The 17,744-nt window shown below is 71.6% G+C and carries 15 protein-coding genes; 5 read left to right on the forward strand and 10 right to left on the reverse strand.

Annotated features, from left to right (window positions below; translation table 11 throughout):
- Positions 1 to 35 precede the first annotated feature (35 nt).
- Positions 36 to 587 carry a GNAT family N-acetyltransferase gene (locus OH804_RS20660; protein WP_406058924.1) on the forward strand — a complete coding sequence of 184 codons (552 nt, stop codon included), beginning with the start codon at positions 36 to 38 and terminating at the stop codon, positions 585 to 587.
- On the opposite strand, the gene OH804_RS20665 is transcribed toward OH804_RS20660, so the two are convergent.
- On the reverse strand, positions 486 to 1,760 hold the full coding sequence (locus tag OH804_RS20665; protein WP_406058926.1) for a glycosyltransferase 87 family protein: 1,275 nt from the start codon (positions 1,758 to 1,760) through the stop codon (positions 486 to 488). The genes OH804_RS20660 and OH804_RS20665 overlap by 102 nt on opposite strands.
- Before the next feature lie 35 nt (positions 1,761 to 1,795).
- Here OH804_RS20665 and OH804_RS20670 point away from each other — a divergent pair, with 35 nt between their 5' ends.
- From OH804_RS20670 to OH804_RS20680, 3 genes are all read left to right on the forward strand, one after another.
- The gene (locus OH804_RS20670) at positions 1,796 to 2,392 is read left to right on the forward strand and encodes a GNAT family N-acetyltransferase (RefSeq protein ID WP_406058928.1); all 597 of its coding nucleotides are present in this window, start codon (positions 1,796 to 1,798) and stop codon (positions 2,390 to 2,392) included.
- 94 nt (positions 2,393 to 2,486) lie between these two features.
- Positions 2,487 to 3,458, forward strand: coding sequence for a sigma-70 family RNA polymerase sigma factor (locus OH804_RS20675; protein ID WP_406058930.1), 972 nt, complete (start codon positions 2,487 to 2,489; stop codon positions 3,456 to 3,458).
- A 74-nt stretch (positions 3,459 to 3,532) separates the two neighbouring features.
- Positions 3,533 to 5,107: an MFS transporter gene (locus OH804_RS20680; protein WP_406058932.1), complete on the forward strand. Its 1,575-nt coding sequence runs from the start codon at positions 3,533 to 3,535 to the stop codon at positions 5,105 to 5,107.
- A 54-nt stretch (positions 5,108 to 5,161) separates the two neighbouring features.
- On the opposite strand, the gene OH804_RS20685 is transcribed toward OH804_RS20680, so the two are convergent.
- The 4 genes from OH804_RS20685 to OH804_RS20700 form a co-directional block, all read right to left on the reverse strand.
- Positions 5,162 to 6,049, reverse strand: a complete 888-nt coding sequence (locus tag OH804_RS20685; protein ID WP_196921604.1) for a carbohydrate ABC transporter permease — start codon at positions 6,047 to 6,049, stop codon at positions 5,162 to 5,164.
- A gap of 1 nt (position 6,050) precedes the next feature.
- A complete protein-coding gene (locus OH804_RS20690; RefSeq protein WP_406058934.1) occupies positions 6,051 to 7,172 on the reverse strand; it encodes a carbohydrate ABC transporter permease in 1,122 nt (373 codons plus the stop codon).
- 70 nt (positions 7,173 to 7,242) lie between these two features.
- Positions 7,243 to 8,493, reverse strand: coding sequence for an extracellular solute-binding protein (locus OH804_RS20695; protein WP_406058936.1), 1,251 nt, complete (start codon positions 8,491 to 8,493; stop codon positions 7,243 to 7,245).
- A 24-nt stretch (positions 8,494 to 8,517) separates the two neighbouring features.
- Positions 8,518 to 9,507 carry a LacI family DNA-binding transcriptional regulator gene (locus OH804_RS20700; RefSeq protein ID WP_406058938.1) on the reverse strand — a complete coding sequence of 330 codons (990 nt, stop codon included), beginning with the start codon at positions 9,505 to 9,507 and terminating at the stop codon, positions 8,518 to 8,520.
- A gap of 145 nt (positions 9,508 to 9,652) precedes the next feature.
- On the opposite strand from OH804_RS20700, the gene OH804_RS20705 reads away from it, so the two are divergent.
- Positions 9,653 to 11,764: a glycogen debranching N-terminal domain-containing protein gene (locus tag OH804_RS20705; RefSeq protein WP_406058940.1), complete on the forward strand. Its 2,112-nt coding sequence runs from the start codon at positions 9,653 to 9,655 to the stop codon at positions 11,762 to 11,764.
- A 237-nt stretch (positions 11,765 to 12,001) separates the two neighbouring features.
- On the opposite strand, the gene OH804_RS20710 is transcribed toward OH804_RS20705, so the two are convergent.
- From OH804_RS20710 to rpsO, 5 genes are all read right to left on the reverse strand, one after another.
- Positions 12,002 to 12,472, reverse strand: a complete 471-nt coding sequence (locus OH804_RS20710; RefSeq protein WP_406058942.1) for a GNAT family N-acetyltransferase — start codon at positions 12,470 to 12,472, stop codon at positions 12,002 to 12,004.
- A 70-nt stretch (positions 12,473 to 12,542) separates the two neighbouring features.
- A complete protein-coding gene (gene dapB, locus OH804_RS20715) occupies positions 12,543 to 13,310 on the reverse strand; it encodes a 4-hydroxy-tetrahydrodipicolinate reductase (RefSeq protein ID WP_196921598.1) in 768 nt (255 codons plus the stop codon).
- Between the two features lie 84 nt (positions 13,311 to 13,394).
- On the reverse strand, positions 13,395 to 14,792 hold the full coding sequence (locus tag OH804_RS20720; protein WP_406058944.1) for a M16 family metallopeptidase: 1,398 nt from the start codon (positions 14,790 to 14,792) through the stop codon (positions 13,395 to 13,397).
- A gap of 47 nt (positions 14,793 to 14,839) precedes the next feature.
- Positions 14,840 to 17,227: a polyribonucleotide nucleotidyltransferase gene (locus OH804_RS20725; protein ID WP_196921596.1), complete on the reverse strand. Its 2,388-nt coding sequence runs from the start codon at positions 17,225 to 17,227 to the stop codon at positions 14,840 to 14,842.
- A gap of 227 nt (positions 17,228 to 17,454) precedes the next feature.
- Complete coding sequence (rpsO, locus tag OH804_RS20730; protein ID WP_030337594.1) at positions 17,455 to 17,724, reverse strand: 30S ribosomal protein S15; 270 nt, start codon at positions 17,722 to 17,724, stop codon at positions 17,455 to 17,457.
- Positions 17,725 to 17,744: the final 20 nt, after the last annotated feature.

Consider the following 17,744-nt stretch of genomic DNA (forward strand, 5'->3'; position numbering starts at 1 on the left):
TGGACGTGACGACCAACGAGGCATAGAACGGTGCAATGCTGACCATCCGTCGGGAGGAGCCGGACGACGCCGAGGCGGTCGCCCGGGTACACGTACACGGCTGGCAGGCGGGCTATGCCGGCTTCATGCCGGACGAGGTGCTCGGGCGGCTCAACGTGGTGGCCTGGGCGCAGCGTCGCCGCGACGTCGGCACCGCCGACCCGGAGCACCCGTTCACCACGGTGCTCGGCGAGGTGGACGGGTCGGTCGTGGGTTTCACCACTTTCGGGCCGTACCGCCGCAACCAGGACCGGGACGACCTGGACCCGACGGTCGGCGAGGTGGTGGCGCTCTACGTGGAGCCGGCCTACTGGGGTGACGGGACCGCCGCGGCGTTGCTGGACGCCGCCCGGATCGGGCTCACCGAGCGGGGCTGGGCCGGGTACCGGGCGTGGGTGCTGGCGGACAACCGGCGGGCCCGGCGGTTCTGCGAGCGGGCCGGCCTGTCACCGGACGGTGAGGAGTCGACCTACCAGGTGCCGTTGGCCGGTGGGGGCCCGCCGGTCGGGCTGGTCGAGCTGCGGTACGCCGGACGCCTCGACCGTTGAACCGTCCGGGGTCAGCCACCGGCGGATCGGCAGGAAGGCCAGCAGCGCCAGACTGACCCACACGTAGGCGTTGCTGCCCAGGAAGCCGTCGACGCCGGTGAAGTCCTTCTCCCAGAGCCAGACGGCCCGGCTGATCAGCAGCGCGTACCCGATGGTCGCGGCGACCAGCAGGACCTGCCGGCGGCGGCCGGCCGGCGCGGCCATCGCGTTGTCGACCAGCAAAATCAGCGCGGGCAGCAGCCAGACCAGGTGGTGCACCCAGGTGACCGGGCTGACCAGGCACATCACCGCGCCGGTCAGCGCCAGGCCGGTCGCCTCGTCGCCGGCCGCGACGGCGGCCCGGGACCGCCAGGCCCAGAGCGCCAGGGTGCCGAGCACCAGCAGCAGCCACAGCAGGGTGCTCGGGTGCTCCGGGTCGAGCCGGGCGACCACCCCGCGCAGCGACTGGTTGGAGACGAAGGCCAGCTCACCCACCCGCCCGGTGTTCCACAGCGCCTCGGTCCAGAACTCCCGGGACGCGTCGGGGAAGAGCGCCGCGGCCAGCAGCGACACAGCGGCGGCCGTGCCGCTGGCGGTGAGCGCGGCCCGCCACCGACCGGTCACCAGCAGGTAGACGATGAACACGCCAGGGGTCAGTTTGATCGCCGTGGCGAGGCCGATGCCCACCCCGGTCCACCGGTTGCCGGCCGGCAGCAGCCGCAGCAGGTCCACCGCCACCAGGAAGAGCAGCAAGGTGTTGACCTGGCCGAAGTTGACCGTCTCCCGCATCGGCTCGAACGCGGCAGCCAGGCAGAGCGCCACGGCGAGGGCGAACCACCGGGTCCAGCCGGCGCGGCGGGCGATCGGGTCGACCAGCCACCAGATCAGCACCGTGGTGGTGGCCACGCTGGCGAGCACGCTCACCACGATCGCCGCCGTCCACGGCAGGTACGCCATCGGCAGCATGACCAGCGCGGCGAACGGCGGATAGGTGAAGCCGTACTGGGTGCCCGGCTTGAGGTAGTCGTAGATCTCCCCGCCGTCGTGCACCCACCAGGTCAACGCGCCGTAGTAGACCTTCAGGTCGAAGAACCCGTGCCGGACGGCCGCGACGGCGAGGAACCCGGCGACCGCCGCGGCGAGCACCACCACCCCGACGACCTGCGCTGTCGTCCTGTTGGCACCCTGCGCCACCGTCGTCTCCCTCGCCCTGCGTAGGCTTCCGTCCCATGGCTCTCGGGTACGTCCGCCCGGCGCGTCCCGAGGACGCCGGCGAGATCGCACGCATCCAGCTCGCGACCTGGCGGGTCGCGTACCGCCGGATCCTGCCTCGGCATGTGCTCGACAACCTGGACGAGGCGTTCCTCGCCCGGCGGTGGAGCGCCGCGGTGCTGGAGCCGCCCTCGGGCGCGCACCGGGTGCTGGTCGCCGTCGAACAGGCCGAGCAATCGTATCTGGTGGGGTTCGCCGCCTCCGGCCCGGCCGACGCCGAGGCGTTGGCCCCGGGTGAGCCGGCCGACGCGCTCGGCCCGGACGTGGCGGCGGTGACCGACCTGCTGGTCGAGCCTCGGTGGGGCCGGCGCGGGCACGGCAGTCGGCTGCTCGCCGCCGCCGTCGACCTGTGGCGGGAGGACGGGATGAGTCGGGCGGTGGCCTGGGCGTTCGACGGTGACGAGGCGACCCGCAAGTTCCTCACCAGCACCGGGTGGGAACTCGACGGCGCGGCCCGGGCGCTGGACGTCGACGACATGCTGGTGCCTCAGGTGCGCCTGCACGTGGGCGTGCCGACCGAGAAGGTGCCGGTCGACGACGAGCCCGCCGGCTGACCCGCGCTGACGCCCGGACCCGGGCACCGGCACGGGTCGGCGCGCCCCGGCCAGAGTGGGCGCCGATGTCCGACCGGTCGCCTACGGTCGGCCCATGAGCTCAGCCACCACGCCGCTGTCGACGCCGACCGCCGAGGGTCACCTGGAGGAGTTCCGGGTCGAGCTGACCGGCTACTGCTACCGGATGCTCGGTTCGCTGTTCGACGCCGAGGACGCGGTGCAGGAGACTCTGCTGCGGGCCTGGCGCGGGTGGAGCGGCTTCGACGGCCGCTCCAGCACGCGCACCTGGCTGTATCGGATCGCCACCAATGTCTGCCTGGATCTGCTGAGGGGTCACCGGCGGCGGGCCCTGCCGACGGATTTCGGTGACCCGTCGCCGCCGGTGGCCCCGAGCCTCGGTGAGGCGGAGGCGGGTTGGGTGGGGCCGGCGGCGGACGCGGCGGTGCTGCCCACTGCGGATCCGGCGGAGCTGGCCGTGCTGCGGGATTCGGTCCGGTTGGCGTTCGTCGCCGCACTCCAGCACCTGCCTGCCCGGCAGCGCGCGGTGCTGATCCTGCGGGACGTGCTGAGCTGGCATGCCGACGAGGTCGCCGGTCTGCTTGAGACCAGCGTGCCCGCCGTCAACAGTGCGCTGCAACGTGCCCGGGCCACGCTGGCCGAGCGTCCCGGTGCGACGCCCGGCCCGGCCCTGGACGAGGAGCATCGCGACCTGCTGGACCGCTACGTGCGGGTGTTCGAGCGCTACGACATCGACGCTCTCGTGGGTCTGCTGCGCGAGGACGCGGTGCACAGCATGCCTCCGTACCGGATGTGGTTGTCCGGGGCGGCCGACATCGGCCGGTGGATGGCTTCCTGGCCGGCGTCCGGCTGCCAAGGTTCCCGGCTGGTGCCGGTCTCGGCCAACGGCGGTCCGGCGCTGGCGCAGTACCGCCCTGACGAGGCTGGGGGGCGGCGAGCGTTCTCCATCCAGCTCGTCGACGTCGCCGACGGCCGGATCACCCGGCTCACCCACTTCCTGGAGCCGGCGCTCTTCGCCCGCTTCGGCCTGCCCGACAGAATCGCCTGACCGTCGACCGATGAGTTCGGGGCCGGTCCGTCGTCCACCCTCCGACACCAGCCGTCACCAGAAGGGTGAGACCCATGCGGACAGCACACCCCGCAGCCGGGCGTCGGGAGTGGATTGGGCTGGCCGTGTTGGCCCTGCCCACCCTGCTGCTGGCACTCGACCTGAGCGTGCTCTACCTGGCTCTGCCGAGCCTCAGCGCGGACCTCGGCGCCGACAGCACGCAGCAGTTGTGGATCACCGATGCGTACGGTTTCCTGGTGGCCGGTTTCCTGGTCACGATGGGCACCCTGGGCGATCGGATCGGTCGTCGGCGCCTGTTGTTGATCGGGGCCGGTGCCTTCGCCGTGGTCTCGGTGGTGGCCGCCTACGCACCGAACCCGCCGCTGCTGATCGCCGCGCGGGCCCTGCTCGGTGTCGCCGGGGCCACGCTGATGCCCTCCACGCTGGCCCTGATCAGCAACATGTTCCAGATCCCGGCTCAGCGCGCGGTAGCGGTCGGGGTCTGGATGAGCTGCTTCATGGGCGGGATGGCGGTCGGGCCGGTGATCGGCGGGGTGCTGCTGGAGAATTTCTGGTGGGGCTCGGCGTTCCTGCTGGGTGTGCCGGTGATGGCGGTGTTGCTGGTGGTCGCGCCGCTGCTGCTTCCGGAGTTCCGCGACCCGCACCCCGGCCGACTGGACCTGGTCAGCGTCGCGTTGTCGCTCGCCACCATCCTGCCGGCGGTCTACGGCGTCAAGGAACTGGCCCGGCATGGATGGCGGCCGCTGGCCGTGCTGGCGATCGTGACCGGCCTGCTGGTCGGGGTGGTCTTCGTGCGGCGGCAGCGCCGACTGCCTCACCCGCTGCTGGACGTGGGCCTCTTCAACAACCGCACGTTCACCGCCGCACTGCTGGTGTTCCTGCTCAACGGTCTGTTGATGGGCGGCACCTTCCTGCTGGTCAGCCAGTGGCTGCAACTGGTCGAAGGGCTGACCCCGCTACGCGCCGGGCTGCTACTGGTGCCGCAGGCGGTGGCGATGATCGGCGCGACCACACTGGCTCCGTTGCTGGCCCGGCGGTTCCGACCGGGGCACGTGATGGCCGTCGGGCAACTGGTCACGGCGGCGGGCTTCCTGCTCCTCACCGGCGCGGATGGCGACCACGCCCTGTTTGTCGTCCTGGTCGCCTTCGTCGTCACCTCCGCCGGGATCGCGTTGCCGTCGGCCCTGGTCACCGACCTGATCGTCGGGTCGGCGCCACCGGAACGGGCCGGCTCGGCAGCGTCGCTCTCGGAGACCAGCGGCGAGTTGGGCATCGCCCTGGGTGTGGCGGTCCTGGGTAGCGTGGGCGCCGCCGTCTACCGCTCCGAGCTGGGTCCGGCGCTGCCCGCGGGGCTGCCCGCCGAGGCGGCGGCCCGTGCCCGCGACGGGCTGGCCGGGGCGGTGACGGTGGCCGGTGAGCTGCCGGGCGGGGTGGGCGGCCCGCTGGTCGAAGCCGCCCGGGCGGCGTACACGAGTGGGCTGGTCGTGACGGCCGCCGTGAGCGCCGTCGTGCTGCTCGGGCTGGCCGTGGTCGCCGCGTTGGCGTTCCGGTCGGTGCCGCCCTATGCGCCGGTCGGTGCCGAGCCGGCGCAGCCCGAGGAGTCCGCGCCGACCGCCACCCGACACTGACGCCCGCTGCCGACCGGTGTGGCGGCCCCGGTCGGGGCCGCCACACCGGGCCGGTCAGCCCTTGTCCGAGCCGTCGTTGGCGTCGCGGACGAAGTACCGCTGGAACACCACGAAGATGATCGCCACCGGGATGGTGGCCAGCAGCGCGGCACCGAGCTTGAGCGGGTACTGGGTGCCCTTGCCGAGCGAGCCGCTGACCAGGTCGGCCAGGCCGCGTGGCAGGGTGAACAGGTCCGGGTCCTGCACCGACACCAGGCTGTGCGGGAACTCGTTCCAGGAGCTCTGGAACGACAGGATGGTGAGGGTGATCAGCGCCGGTTTCGCCATCGGCAGCACCACCGACCAGAAGGTACGGAAGATGCTCGCCCCGTCGATCCGGGCGGCCTCCTCGACACTCACCGGGATCGACTCGAAGAACTGTTTCATGATGAACACGCCCGCCGCGTCGGCCAGCAGCGGCACCACCAGACCGGCGTAGCTGTTGTAGAGGCCGAGCTGGTTGAGCACCAGGAACTTCGGGATCAGCAGCACCACCCCGGGGACCGCCATCACCGCGATGACGGCGGCGAACAGCCCGCTGCGGCCCCGGAACCGCAGCCGGGCCAGCGCGTACCCGGCGAGCGAGTCGAAGAAGACCCGGCCGATGGTGACCAGCACCGTCACCAGCAGCGAGTTGCCCAGCCAGAGCGGGAAGTTGGTGCCGGCGAAGATCCGTTCGAAGCCGGCCAGCGTGAGCGGGTCCGGGAACGGTGACAGGGGGTTCGCCGCCGCGTCGGGTTCGGTCTTGAGCGCGTTGCCGATCTGGATGACGAACGGGTAGAGGAACACCAGCCCGAAGAAGACCAGCGTGGCGTACCCCAGGAAGCGGGTGGCCAGGGTGCGGGCCGCGCGCTCGTTGCGCCGCGCGGGCGCCGCCGCCGGGCGGTCGGTGAGCACGGCCATCTCAGGACCTCTCCGGTACGCGTCGACGCCACCAGCCGCGGCGCGGTCGGTCGGTGTCCCGCTCGGCCAGCGCCCGGCGCTGGATCAGCGTGAGCACGATGATGATCAGGAACAGCACGAAGGAGATCGCGGCACCGGAGCCGTAGTCGAAGTCTGCGAAGGCGGTCCGGTACGACAGGTACGCCGGGGTGAGTGTGGTCTTGGCCGGGTCGCCCTGGCTCATCACGTACACCTGGTCGAAGACCTGCCAGGAGCCGATCATGCCGAGGGTGAGCACCAGGAACATGGTGGGTCTGATCATCGGCAGGGTGACGTAGCGGAAGCGCTGCCACCGGGAGGCGCCGTCGAGGTTGCTCGCCTCGTCCAACGTGACCGGCACGTTCTGCAGGCCGGCCAGGAACATCAGCATGAAGGTGCCGGAGGTGGTCCAGACGACCAACGTGATGATCGAGATCATCGCCACGCTCGGGCCGGCCAGCCAGTCCCACCAGGTCAACCCGAACGGGCCGCCGTCGGTCAGTGCCGCCGGTGGCGAGTCGACGCCGACAGCGCCGAACAGCAGGTGCAGCACGCCCCGGGAATCGGCGAACCACTCCGGGCCGTCGATCCCGACGAAGCCGAGCAGCGCGTTCACCGCGCCCGAGTTGGCGAAGAGGAAGAGAAACACCACGCTGATCGCGACCGAGCTGGTCACCGAGGGGAAGTAGAAGGCGCTGCGGAAGAAGCTCTTGCCCTTGAGCATCCGGTTGTTGACGACCAACGCCAGTCCGAGCGCGAGCACTGTCTGCGCCGGCACCACGATCGCCACGTAGTAGATGTTGTTGCGGATGCTGGTCATGAAGTCGCGGCGGGCCAGCCCGTCCTCGGTGAACAACTGGGTGTAGTTGTGCGCGCCGACGAACGGGACGTCGCCGGTGAACGGGCTGCCCTGGCCGTTCCAGTCGGTCAGGCTGACCCAGAGCGCCATCAGGATCGGCAGCAGCAGGAACAGCCCCAGAATGACGATCACCGGCGCGACGAAGAGCCAGCCGGCGAGGTTCTCGTTGCTCCGGATGCCGCCCCTGCTGCGGCGGGGGCCCGCCCCGCCCGCGGTCGCCACGGCGGTCAGTGTCTCGGTTGCCATCTTCCCTCCCTTCCTCTCTCCGGCCGACGTGCGGCGGGGCCCCGGTGGTCGCCGGGGCCCCGCCCTCACCTCAGCTGCCGCCGAGCGCGGCCTTGGCGTTCTTGTCGAAGTTCTGCAGCACGGTCTTCGGGTCGCCGTTGGCGAGCCCCTGCAGACCGGTGTCGAGGTCCTTGAGGACGCTGTCCATCTTCGGAGCGTTCACCGGGCCCTGGGCGTACGCGACGCCGTCGACGAACACCTTGTCCGCCGGGAACGCGGCGGTGTACTGGTCACGCGCCGACTGGCGGGACGGCATGACACCGAACGCCTTCGCGAAGGTCATCTGCTGCTCGCCGCTGGTCATCGCCTCGACGAACTTGATCGCCTGATCCTTGTACTTGCTCTTCGCGGCGATGCCCCAGCACTGGGTGAAGGAGAGCGTGCCCTGCCCCTTGGGGCCGGCCGGCAGCGCCACGACCTTGTACTTTACGTTCGGGAAGTCGTTCTGGAGGGCACCCTTGATCCAGTTGCCCTCGATGGTCATCACGGCCTTGCCCTTGCCGAACGCCTCACCGGACCAGCCGGAGTCGAGCTGCTTCGGGTACTTGGCCAGGCCGGTGCTGAGCATGGTCTTGACGTACTGGAGGGCGGCGAGGTTCTCCGGGGTGTCGGCGGTGGGCTGCTTGCCGTCCTTGCTCACCAGCCAGCCGCCGTTCTGCACCATGAAGGCGCCGATCCGGTCCCGGGTGTCACCGAGGGCCAGCGGGACCTGCCCCTTGGCCTTGATCTTCTGGGCGGCGGCGGTGAGCTGCTCCCAGGTCGTCGGCACGTCGGCGTCGGTCAGCCCGGCCTTGGCCCACAGTTCGGTGTTGATCTGCAGGGCCAGGGTCGAGAAGTCCTTGGGCGCGCAGTAGAGCTTGCCGTCGTACGTGAAGGCGCTGCGCAGGCTCTCGTAGAAGTCGCCCGAGTTGCTGACCTTGTCGCCGTACGGCTCGAGGGCGCCGACGCTGGCGTAGTTGGCGAACTGGGCCGCGTCCACGTAGAAGACGTCCGGCGGGGTGCCGCCGGCGAGTGCCTGACCGAGCTGCTGGGTGAGGTCCTGCGCCGGGGTGACCGTCGCGGTGTTGCCGGAGCTGGTGGCCCACTTCGCGGCAGCGTCCTGCACGGCCTTGGTCTCGGCGTCACCGGACGAGCCGATCAGGATCTGCAGGCTGGCGGGGCCACTGGACTGGGCGGTGTCGCCGGACGAGTCGTCGAAGCCGCTGCCGCAGGCGGCGGAGCCGAGGAGGGCGACGGCGGCGAGGCCGGCCACCGCTGCCCGGGTGATTGTTCGGGGTGCCATGGTTTCTCCTGGTGGGGGGTGGGATTACGCGGTGTGCCGCAGCGCCAACGAGGGCTGGAGCAGCACGGGGGTGGGGGTCTCGTGGTCGCCGTCGAGGACCCCGGTGAGCAGGTCCACGCAGCGGGCGGCGGCTTCGCCGAGCGGTTGGCTGACGCTGGTCAGCCCGACCGCGGCGGCCACCGGCGTGTCATCGAAGCCGATCACCGACACGGGCGGGTCGACGCCGCGGATGGCCTGGAGGGCGCCGAGGGCGAGCGAGTCGCTGGCGCAGACCACGGCGCTCGGCGCCACGTCGACCAGCAGGTCGCGCATCAGGCGTTCGCCCTCGGCGATGCCGTCCTCGGTCTCCCGGTGCAGCCCGGTCGGGTCGACGCCGGCCGCGTGCAGCGCGTCGCGCCAGCCGGCGCGCCGGTCGTCGCCGACGCCGGAGCCGACCGGCCAGCCGAGGAAGGCGATCCGCCGGTGGCCGGCGTCGAGCAGGCGCTGGGTGGCCTGGGCGGTGCCGGCGGCGCCGTCCACGTCCACCCAGGGGTGCGCGTCGAGCGCGTCCCACGGGCGACCGAAGGTCACGAACGGTACGTCCCGGTCGGCGAGCCATTCGGTACGCGGGTCGCCGTACTTGGTGCCGACCAACACGAACGCGTCCAACTCGTAGGTGCCGAGCAGGTCGCCGTAGGTGGCGATCTCCCGGTCGTCGTCGGTGGCGGTGTAGAGCAGCACCCGATAGCCGGCGGCGTCGGCGGTCTCGGTGAGGCCGTGCAGGAAGCGGTCGAGCACGGAGCCGTTGATGCCGTCGCGGGTCGGTTCGATCCGGGCGGCGATGAGGCGGGAGCGGCCGGTGCGCATCTGCCGGGCGGCCTGGTTGGCCCGGTAGCCGAGCGCGTTGATCGCGTCCTCGACCCGCTGACGGGTCTCCTGCCGCACGATGTGCGGGGCGTTGAGCACGTTGGACACCGTCTGCCGGCTGACTCGGGCGTGCCGGGCCACCGTCGCGATGGTCACCTTTTCGGCCACTTAATCCCTCTCGCGGTCTTGAACGATCCAATTTGGATAAGGCAGGATTGGATCGTTCAAGTTTCTGGAATGTTTCGCACTTTGCACCGCCAGGGGCGCGTTGTCAAGATGGCCGCCCCGCACCCCGAGGATCTGGAGCCACACCGTGACCGAACGCCAGCTGCAACCCCTCCTGCACGAGTTGGTCGGGGTGGTCTTCGCCCCGACCAGCGCGCTGGGGGACGCGACCGGGCAGATCCGCGCCACCGGCGTCCAGGGCGTCTTCCACGCCGACGCCCGGGTGCTCTCCCGCGCCGAGCTGCGGGTCGACGAACGGGAGCTCGAAGGGCTGACCCGCGGCGACGACGGCCCGCACGGCGCACACTTCGTGAGCCTGGCCCGCTGGCTCGGTGACACCACCCCCGACCCCACCGTCCGCGTCGACCGACTCCGGCGGGCCACCCGCAACGGCCTCACCGAGGAACTGCGGATCGCCTCCACCGCCACTGTCGACGTACAGGCCACAGTCACCGTCGACCTCGGCTGCGACCTGGCACCCATCGAGGTCGTCAAGTCCGGCGGCACCACCGACGCGCTGGCGGCCACGACCGGCCAGCCGGGCACGCTCACCTGGTCGGGCACCGGAATCACCGTCACCGTCAGCGCGCCGGGCGCCGACGTGCTCGCCGACGGCGAGCGGGCCACCACGCCCCGGCTGGTCTGGCCGGTCGACCTGCCCCCCGGCGGCGAGACCGTGCTGCGCTGGCAGGTGACAGTCGACGACCCGCGCGCCGTCGTCGTCGGCCCGGCCGGCGAGCCCGAGTGGTCCCGGCCCGAGGTGACCGCCGACGACCGACGCCTCGTCCGACTGCTCGACCGCAGCCTGGACGACCTGCGCGGCCTCCGACTGGCCGAGACCGGCGCACCTGGCGACGTGTTCCTCGGCGCCGGGGTGCCCTGGTTCCTCACCCTGTTCGGCCGGGACAGCCTCTGGGCCGCCCGGATGATGCTGCCGCTCGGCACCGACCTGGCCGCCGGCACCCTGCGCGTGCTCGCCCGCCGGCAGGGCACCCGCGTCGACCCGGCGACCGGCGAGGCCCCCGGCAAGATCCTGCACGAGCTGCGCCGCCACGCGTTCGCCCTGCCCGACAACGGCCTGCGCCTGCCGCCGGCGTACTACGGCACCGTCGACGCCACGATGCTCTGGGTCAACCTGCTGCATGACGCGTGGCGTTGGGGAATGCCCGCCGAGCAGATCGAGCCCCTGCTGCCGCACCTGGAGGCGGCGCTGCGCTGGCTCGGCGAGCACGCCGACCCGGACGGCGACGGCCTCGTCGAGTACATCGACACCACCGGACACGGCCTGTCCAACCAGGGCTGGAAGGACTCCGGCGACGCCGTCCGCTTCCACGACGGGTCCCTGGCCACCGCGCCGATCGTGCTCGCCGAGGTGCAGGGGTACGCGCACGAGGCCGCCGTCAACGGCGCCGCCCTGCTGGACGCCTTCGGCCGACCGGACGCCGACCGCTGGCGCGAACACGCCGCCGCACTGGTCGGCCGGTTCCGCAAGAGCTTCTGGGTCGACGGTCGCCACGGCCCGCAACCGGCGCTGGCCCTCGACCGCGACAAGCGCCCGGTCGACTCGCTGACCAGCAACATCGGCCACCTGCTCGGCACCGGCCTGCTCGACCGGGACGAGGAGGCCCAGGTCGCGCACCTGCTCACCACCGACACGATGGCCGCCGGGTTCGGGCTACGCACCATGTCCAGCGACGACGCAGGCTTCAGCCCGCTATCGTACCACTGTGGCTCGATCTGGACCCACGACACAGCGATCGTGCTCGGCGGGCTGGCCCGCGCCGGGCACCGCGAGGCCGCGCTCGGCCTGGCCGACGGGCTGCTCAGCGCGGCCGAGGCGTTCGACTACCGGATGCCGGAGTTGTACGGCGGCGACGACCGGGCACAGGTGAGCCGCCCGGTGCCGTACCCGGCCTCGTGCCGGCCGCAGGCGTGGGCCGCGACGGGAGCGGTGCTGCTGCTCCAGGCCGCCACTGGGCTCTACCCGGACGTACCGGGCGGCACGGTCCGGCTGGCGCCCCTGGCGGGAGCGGAACTCGGCGCGGTAGCGGTCGACGGCTTCCGCGTGGCCAACACCCCGGTGCACGTCACTGTCGACAGCACCGGCGAAGCCACAGTCACCGGCCTCCCCACCCCACTGACAGTGACCCCGATCCTCCCCACCCAACGCCGCCCCACAACTCCGTCCCTCCCCCACTAATCCCCAAACCCCGCCCGCCCCGCCCCACCCGTCCCGTCCCGCCCCGTCCCGTCCCGTCCCGCCGATCATGGAGTTGTGGTGGGCGACAGCTCCACATGTGCCCCTTATGCAGGGCACCACAACTCCATGATCGACGCGGGCCAGACCCGGTGCTTCGGCGATCTTGCGGTTTCGGTTGCCCGGATGGGTGGGATGTTCTTTATGTCGCCGCAGAAAGTGCAAGATCGCGGGACCGGTTCAGGGGGTTTGTTCGGCGATTACCTCGTCGTCGTCCATGGCGCCGGTGGGGTGGAAGCCCAGGGACTCGTAGAGGGTCGCGGCCGCTGTGTTGTCGGGGTGGTACGAGAGGCGGACCGGGGGGTTGCCATCCCGGGTCGCCAGCCAGGGGGCCAGCGTCTGCACCGTGGCCCGGCCGACGCCCTGGCCCTGCTCTGCGGCGTCGATCAGCATCCCGCCGATCCAGTGCGAGCCGTCGTCGTCCACGCCCCACATGACGTGGCCGACGACGGTTTCGTCGGCGTACACCGCGAGCGAGTTCCACACCTCGGAGCGCATGCTGAGCAGCAGGTAACGCGCGCCCAACGCGGCCACGAACCGGCGCTGGTCGTCGCGCGGGGCGACGTCGGCCACCGCCCGCCAGTTGTCGTCGTCGACCGGCCGCAGCGTCACTCGCCGCCCGACCCGGTCACCGTGTCCACCATCGATCATCGGGGCAGCCTAGGGGCGGCCAGGCCCGCGCCGCGACCAGGTTTCACCCCGGGGGAAGGACCCGGCCCGGTCAGTCGAGCAGGGCGTCCAGGCCGACGGTGAGGCCGGGGCGGTTGCGCACCGCGCGGACGGCCAGCAGCACGCCCGGCATGAACGACACCCTGTCGTACGAGTCGTGCCGGATGGTCAGCGTCTCGCCGGTGCCGCCGAACAGCACCTCCTGGTGGGCGACCAGGCCGGTGGCGCGCACCGCGTGGACGCGTACCCCCTCGATGTCGGCGCCGCGCGCACCCGGCACCTCGTCCTTGGTGGCGTCCGGCACCGGGCCGAGGCCGGCCTCGGCCCGGGCCTGGGCGATCTGCCGGGCGGTGTGGGTGGCGGTGCCGCTCGGGGCGTCCAGCTTGCGCGGGTGGTGCTGCTCGATGATCTCGACGGACTCGAAGTGTCGGGCGGCCCGCGCGGCGAACTGCATCATCAGCACCGCGCCGATGCCGAAGTTCGGGGCGATGACCACGCCCACCTCGGGCCTGTCGGCCAGCCAGCCGCGCACCTGCTCCAGCCGCTGCTCGGTGAAGCCGGTCGTGCCGACCACCGCGCTGATGCCCTGCTCGATGCACCACCGGAGGTTGTCCATGACGACGTCCGGCGTGGTGAAGTCGACGACCACCTCGGCGGTGGAGACGGCGGAGCGGCTGTCGCCCTGGTCGATCGCCGCGGCGAGGGCGAGATCGTCGGCGGCGTCGACCGCCTTGCAGACCTCGACGCCCATCCGGCCACGCGCACCAAAAACGCCGACCCGCAGCTGCTGGGCCGGTGCCTTTCCCTGCTCGTCAGTCACGGGGCACAACCTATCCCAATCGGGACGGGCCCTTCCGGCCGGATGCGGTGTGCTCCACCGGCCGGGACACCCGGGCGGCAGACCTCAGACCGCGAAGTCGCCGGCGCCGAACGGGCCCACCACGGCCAGCGACATCGGCCGGCTGAGCAGCTCGGCGGCGAGGACGTTCACGTCCTCCACGGTGACCTCGTCGACCCGGCGGAGCAGCTCGTCGACAGGCATCAGGTCGCCGTAGAGCAGCTCACCCTTGGCCAGCCGGCTCATCCGGGAACCGGTGTCCTCCAGGCCGAGGACGAAGGAGCCCTTGCTCATCCCCTTGCCCCGGGCCACCTCGGCCTCGGTCAACCCGTCGGCGGCCACCCGGGCCAGCTCGGCACGGGTCAGGGCCAGCACCTCGTCCACCTTGCCCGGCGCGCAGCCGGCGTAGACGGCGAAGAGGCCGGTGTCGGCGTACTGGCTGGCGTACGAGTAGACCGAGTACGCCAGGCCGCGCTGCTCGCGGATCTCCTGGAACAGGCGACTGGACATGCCGCCGCCCAGCACGTTGTTGAGCACCCCGAGGGCGAACCGGCGATCGTCGAGCCGGTCGATGCCGGGGCAGCCGAGGATGACGTGCGCCTGCTCGGTCTCCTTCGGCTCCACCAGCGTGGTCGCCGGCTTGGTGCGTACCGCCGGGGTCGCCGCGCGGTGCGGCGCCGGGCTGGCCGCGTCGCTGTCCAGCGGGGTGCCGCGCACTGCCTGGCGGACCAGCTTGACCACCGCAGCGTGGTCGAGGTTGCCGGCGGCGGCGATGACGATCTGCGGCGCGGTGTAGCGACCCCGGTAGAAGCTCTGGATCTGCCGGCGGGTCATCGGCGTGACGGTCTCGGCGGTGCCGGAGATCAGCCGACCCAGCGGGTGATCGCCGTAGACGGCCTGGACGAAGAGGTCGTGCACCTCGTCACCCGGCTCGTCGTCGTGCATGGCGATCTCTTCCAGGATCACGCCACGCTCGGTCTCGACGTCGGCCGGCTCCAACAGCGAGTCGGCGACCAGGTCGCACATCACGTCGATCGCCAGCGGCAGGTCCTCGTCCAGCACGCGGGCGTAGTAGCAGGTGTATTCCTTCGTGGTGAAGGCGTTGGTCTCACCACCCACCGCCTCGATCTGCGAGGAGATCTCCAGTGCGGTGCGCTTGTGGGTGCCCTTGAAGAGCAGGTGCTCGAGGAAGTGCGCGGCACCGGCCTGCGGGCCGGTCTCGTCGCGCGAGCCGACCGCCACCCAGATGCCGAACGAGACGCTGCGCATCGCCGGAATCGCCTCGGTGAGGACGCGCAGGCCGCTGGGCAGCACGGTACGACGTACCGTGCCGCCCAGCGGGTCGTCGCTGAGCGTCCGGGTCACCGCGCGGGCGGTGCCGCCGGAGCGGCCCGCCCCGGTGTCCCGAGACGCAGCCACCCCCCGTCGATCCGGTGGAAACGGCGCGCTGATGGCCCGACTCACGTCTTGCTCCCGGTTCGACGAGGGGTGGGTGATGCGTTGTACGACGGTCAGCTGTGCCGGGTCCGACGGCGCGGACGCTCGCCGCCCTCGCCACCCTCGCCGCCGCCGTTGCCGCCCTCGCCGCCGCGCTCCGGGCCACGCCCGCCACGGTCGCCGCCACGCTCACGGTCGCCGCGGTCACGCGGAGCCCGGTCGCCGCGGTCACGGCCAGCCGGCCGGTCGCCAGCGGCGGCCTCACCGGCGGCCGGAGCCTCGGTGCCCTCCGGGCGGACCTTGTCGAGGTAGATCTTGCCGCGGGCGTCGATGTCCGCGATCTCGACCTCGACCCGGTCACCGACGTTGAGGAAGTCCTCGACGCGCTCGACCCGCTTGCCGTCGCCCACCTTGGAGATGTGCAGCAGGCCGTCACGGCCCGGCAGGAGCGAGATGAACGCACCGAACGCGGCGGTCTTGACCACAGTGCCGAGGAACCGCTCGCCCTGCTTCGGCAGCGTCGGGTTGGCGATGCCGTTGATCCGGTCGACGGCCGCCTGGGCCGACGGGCCGTTGGTGGCGCCGACGTAGATCGTGCCGTCGTCCTCGATGGAGATCTCGGCGCCGGTCTCGTCCTGGATCGCGTTGATGGTCTGCCCCTTCGGGCCGATCACCATGCCGATCTTGTCGACCGGGATCTTGACGGTGGTGACCCGGGGCGCGTAGTCGGACATCTCGGCCGGAGCCTCGATCGCCGCCTTCATCACGCCGAGGATGACCTGCCGGGCCTCGTTCGCCTGCTGCAACGCGGCGGCCAGCACGTCCGACGGGATGCCGTTGAGCTTGGTGTCGAGCTGGAGCGCGGTGACGAACTCCGGGGTGCCGGCGACCTTGAAGTCCATGTCACCGAACGCGTCCTCGGCACCGAGGATGTCGGTCAGCGTCACGTACTGGGTCTTGCCGTCCACCTCGTCGGAGATGAGCCCCATCGCGATGCCGGCGACCGGCGCCTTCAGCGGGACACCCGCGGAGAGCAGGCCCAGCGTCGACGCGCAGACCGAACCCATCGAGGTGGAGCCGTTGGAGCCGAGCGCCTCCGACACCTGCCGGATGGCGTACGGGAACTCCTCGCGCGACGGCAGCACCGGGATCAGCGCACGCTCGGCGAGCGCGCCGTGGCCGATCTCGCGACGCTTCGGCGAGCCGACCCGGCCGGTCTCACCGGTCGAGTACGGCGGGAAGTTGTAGTTGTGCATGTAGCGCTTGCGGTTCTCGGGGGACAGCGTGTCCACCATCTGCTCCATGCGGAGCATGTTCAGCGTGGTGACGCCCAGGATCTGGGTCTCGCCCCGCTCGAACAGCGCCGAACCGTGCACCCGGGGCAGCACGCCGACCTCGGCGGTCAGCGACCGGATGTCACGCGGGCCACGCCCGTCCATGCGGACCTGCTCGCGCAGCACGCGGTTGCGCACCTCGGACTTGGTCAGCGACCGGAAGGCAGCGCTGAGCTCCTTCTCCCGACCCTCGAACCGGGCGCCCAACTCCTCGGCGACCCGGGCCTTGACCCGGTCCAGGGCCTCCTCGCGGTCGGCCTTGCCGGCGATGGTGATCGCCTCGGCCACCTCGCCACGGGCCAGCTCGGAGACGGCGTCGTACACGTCGTCCTGGTAGTCCAGGAAGACCGGGAACTCGGTGACCGGCTTGGCGGCGACCTCGGCCAGCTCGCTCTGCGCGCGGCACAGCTCACGGATCGCCGGCTTGGCGGCCTCCAGGCCGCTGGCGACGACCTCCTCGGTCGGGGCGGTGGCACCGGCCGAGATGAGGGCGACGGCGTTCGGGGTGGCCTCGGCCTCGACCATCATGATCGCGACGTCGCCGTCTTCGAGCGTGCGGCCGGCCACGACCATGTCGAAGGTGGCGCGAGCCAGCTCCTCCAGGGTCGGGAAGGCGACCCACTGGCCGTCGATGTGGGCGACGCGGGTCGCACCGATCGGGCCGGAGAACGGCAGGCCGGAGAGCTTGGTCGACATCGAGGCGGCGTTGATCGCCACGACGTCGTACGGGTGCTGCGGGTCGAGCGCGAGGATGGTCTCGACGACCTGGACCTCGTTGCGCAGGCCCTTGACGAACGACGGGCGCAGCGGCCGGTCGATCAGCCGGCAGGTGAGGATCGCGTCCTCGCTGGGCCGACCCTCACGGCGGAAGAACGAGCCGGGGATGCGGCCCGCGGCGTACATCCGCTCCTCGACGTCGACGGTCAGCGGGAAGAAGTCGAACTGCTCCTTCGGGTGCTTACCGGCGGTCGTGGCGGAGAGAACCACCGTCTCGCCCAGCTGGGCGATGACGGAACCGGCGGCCTGGCGAGCCAGCCGACCGGTGGAGAAGGTGATCTCGCGGGTGCCGAAGGACCCGTTGTCGATCACGGCGGTGCGGGATTCGGTGCCGAGTTTGGTCTCGGTCATGTGCTGTCGTGCTCCTTCGCGTCGTGGGCCCACGACATCGGGGAGCTGCTCAGCCGGCCGGTCTTCGATCGAAGCGCCCGGGTGGCCGGCATGATGCCGGGGTTCCCGGGGGCCACTACCGGAGACCGGTACGCTGACCGGCTCCCTCTCGGGTGGTCGCGCGGCCCGTGTTTCCTCAGGTGGGACGCGGTACGGGGGAGCGGCCGTCCGGCCACTCCCCCGTCACGTCACCGGCGCAGACCGAGCCGCTCGATGAGCGACCGGTAGCGGGCAATGTCCTTCTTCTGGACGTAGTTGAGCAACCGACGGCGCCGGCCGACCAGCAGCAGCAGCCCACGGCGGCTGTGGTGGTCGTGCTTGTGCACCTTCAGGTGCTCGGTCAGCTCGGCGATCCGCTTGGTGAGGACCGCTACCTGGACCTCCGGCGAACCGGTGTCGCCCTCGGCGGTCGCGTACTCCGCGCGGATGCTGGCCTTGGCTTCCTGATCGAGCGCCATGTTCTCCCTGTTTCGATGGG

The sequence above is a fragment of the Micromonospora sp. NBC_00860 genome (assembly GCF_045207375.1).
GTDB lineage: Bacteria > Actinomycetota > Actinomycetes > Mycobacteriales > Micromonosporaceae > Micromonospora > Micromonospora vinacea.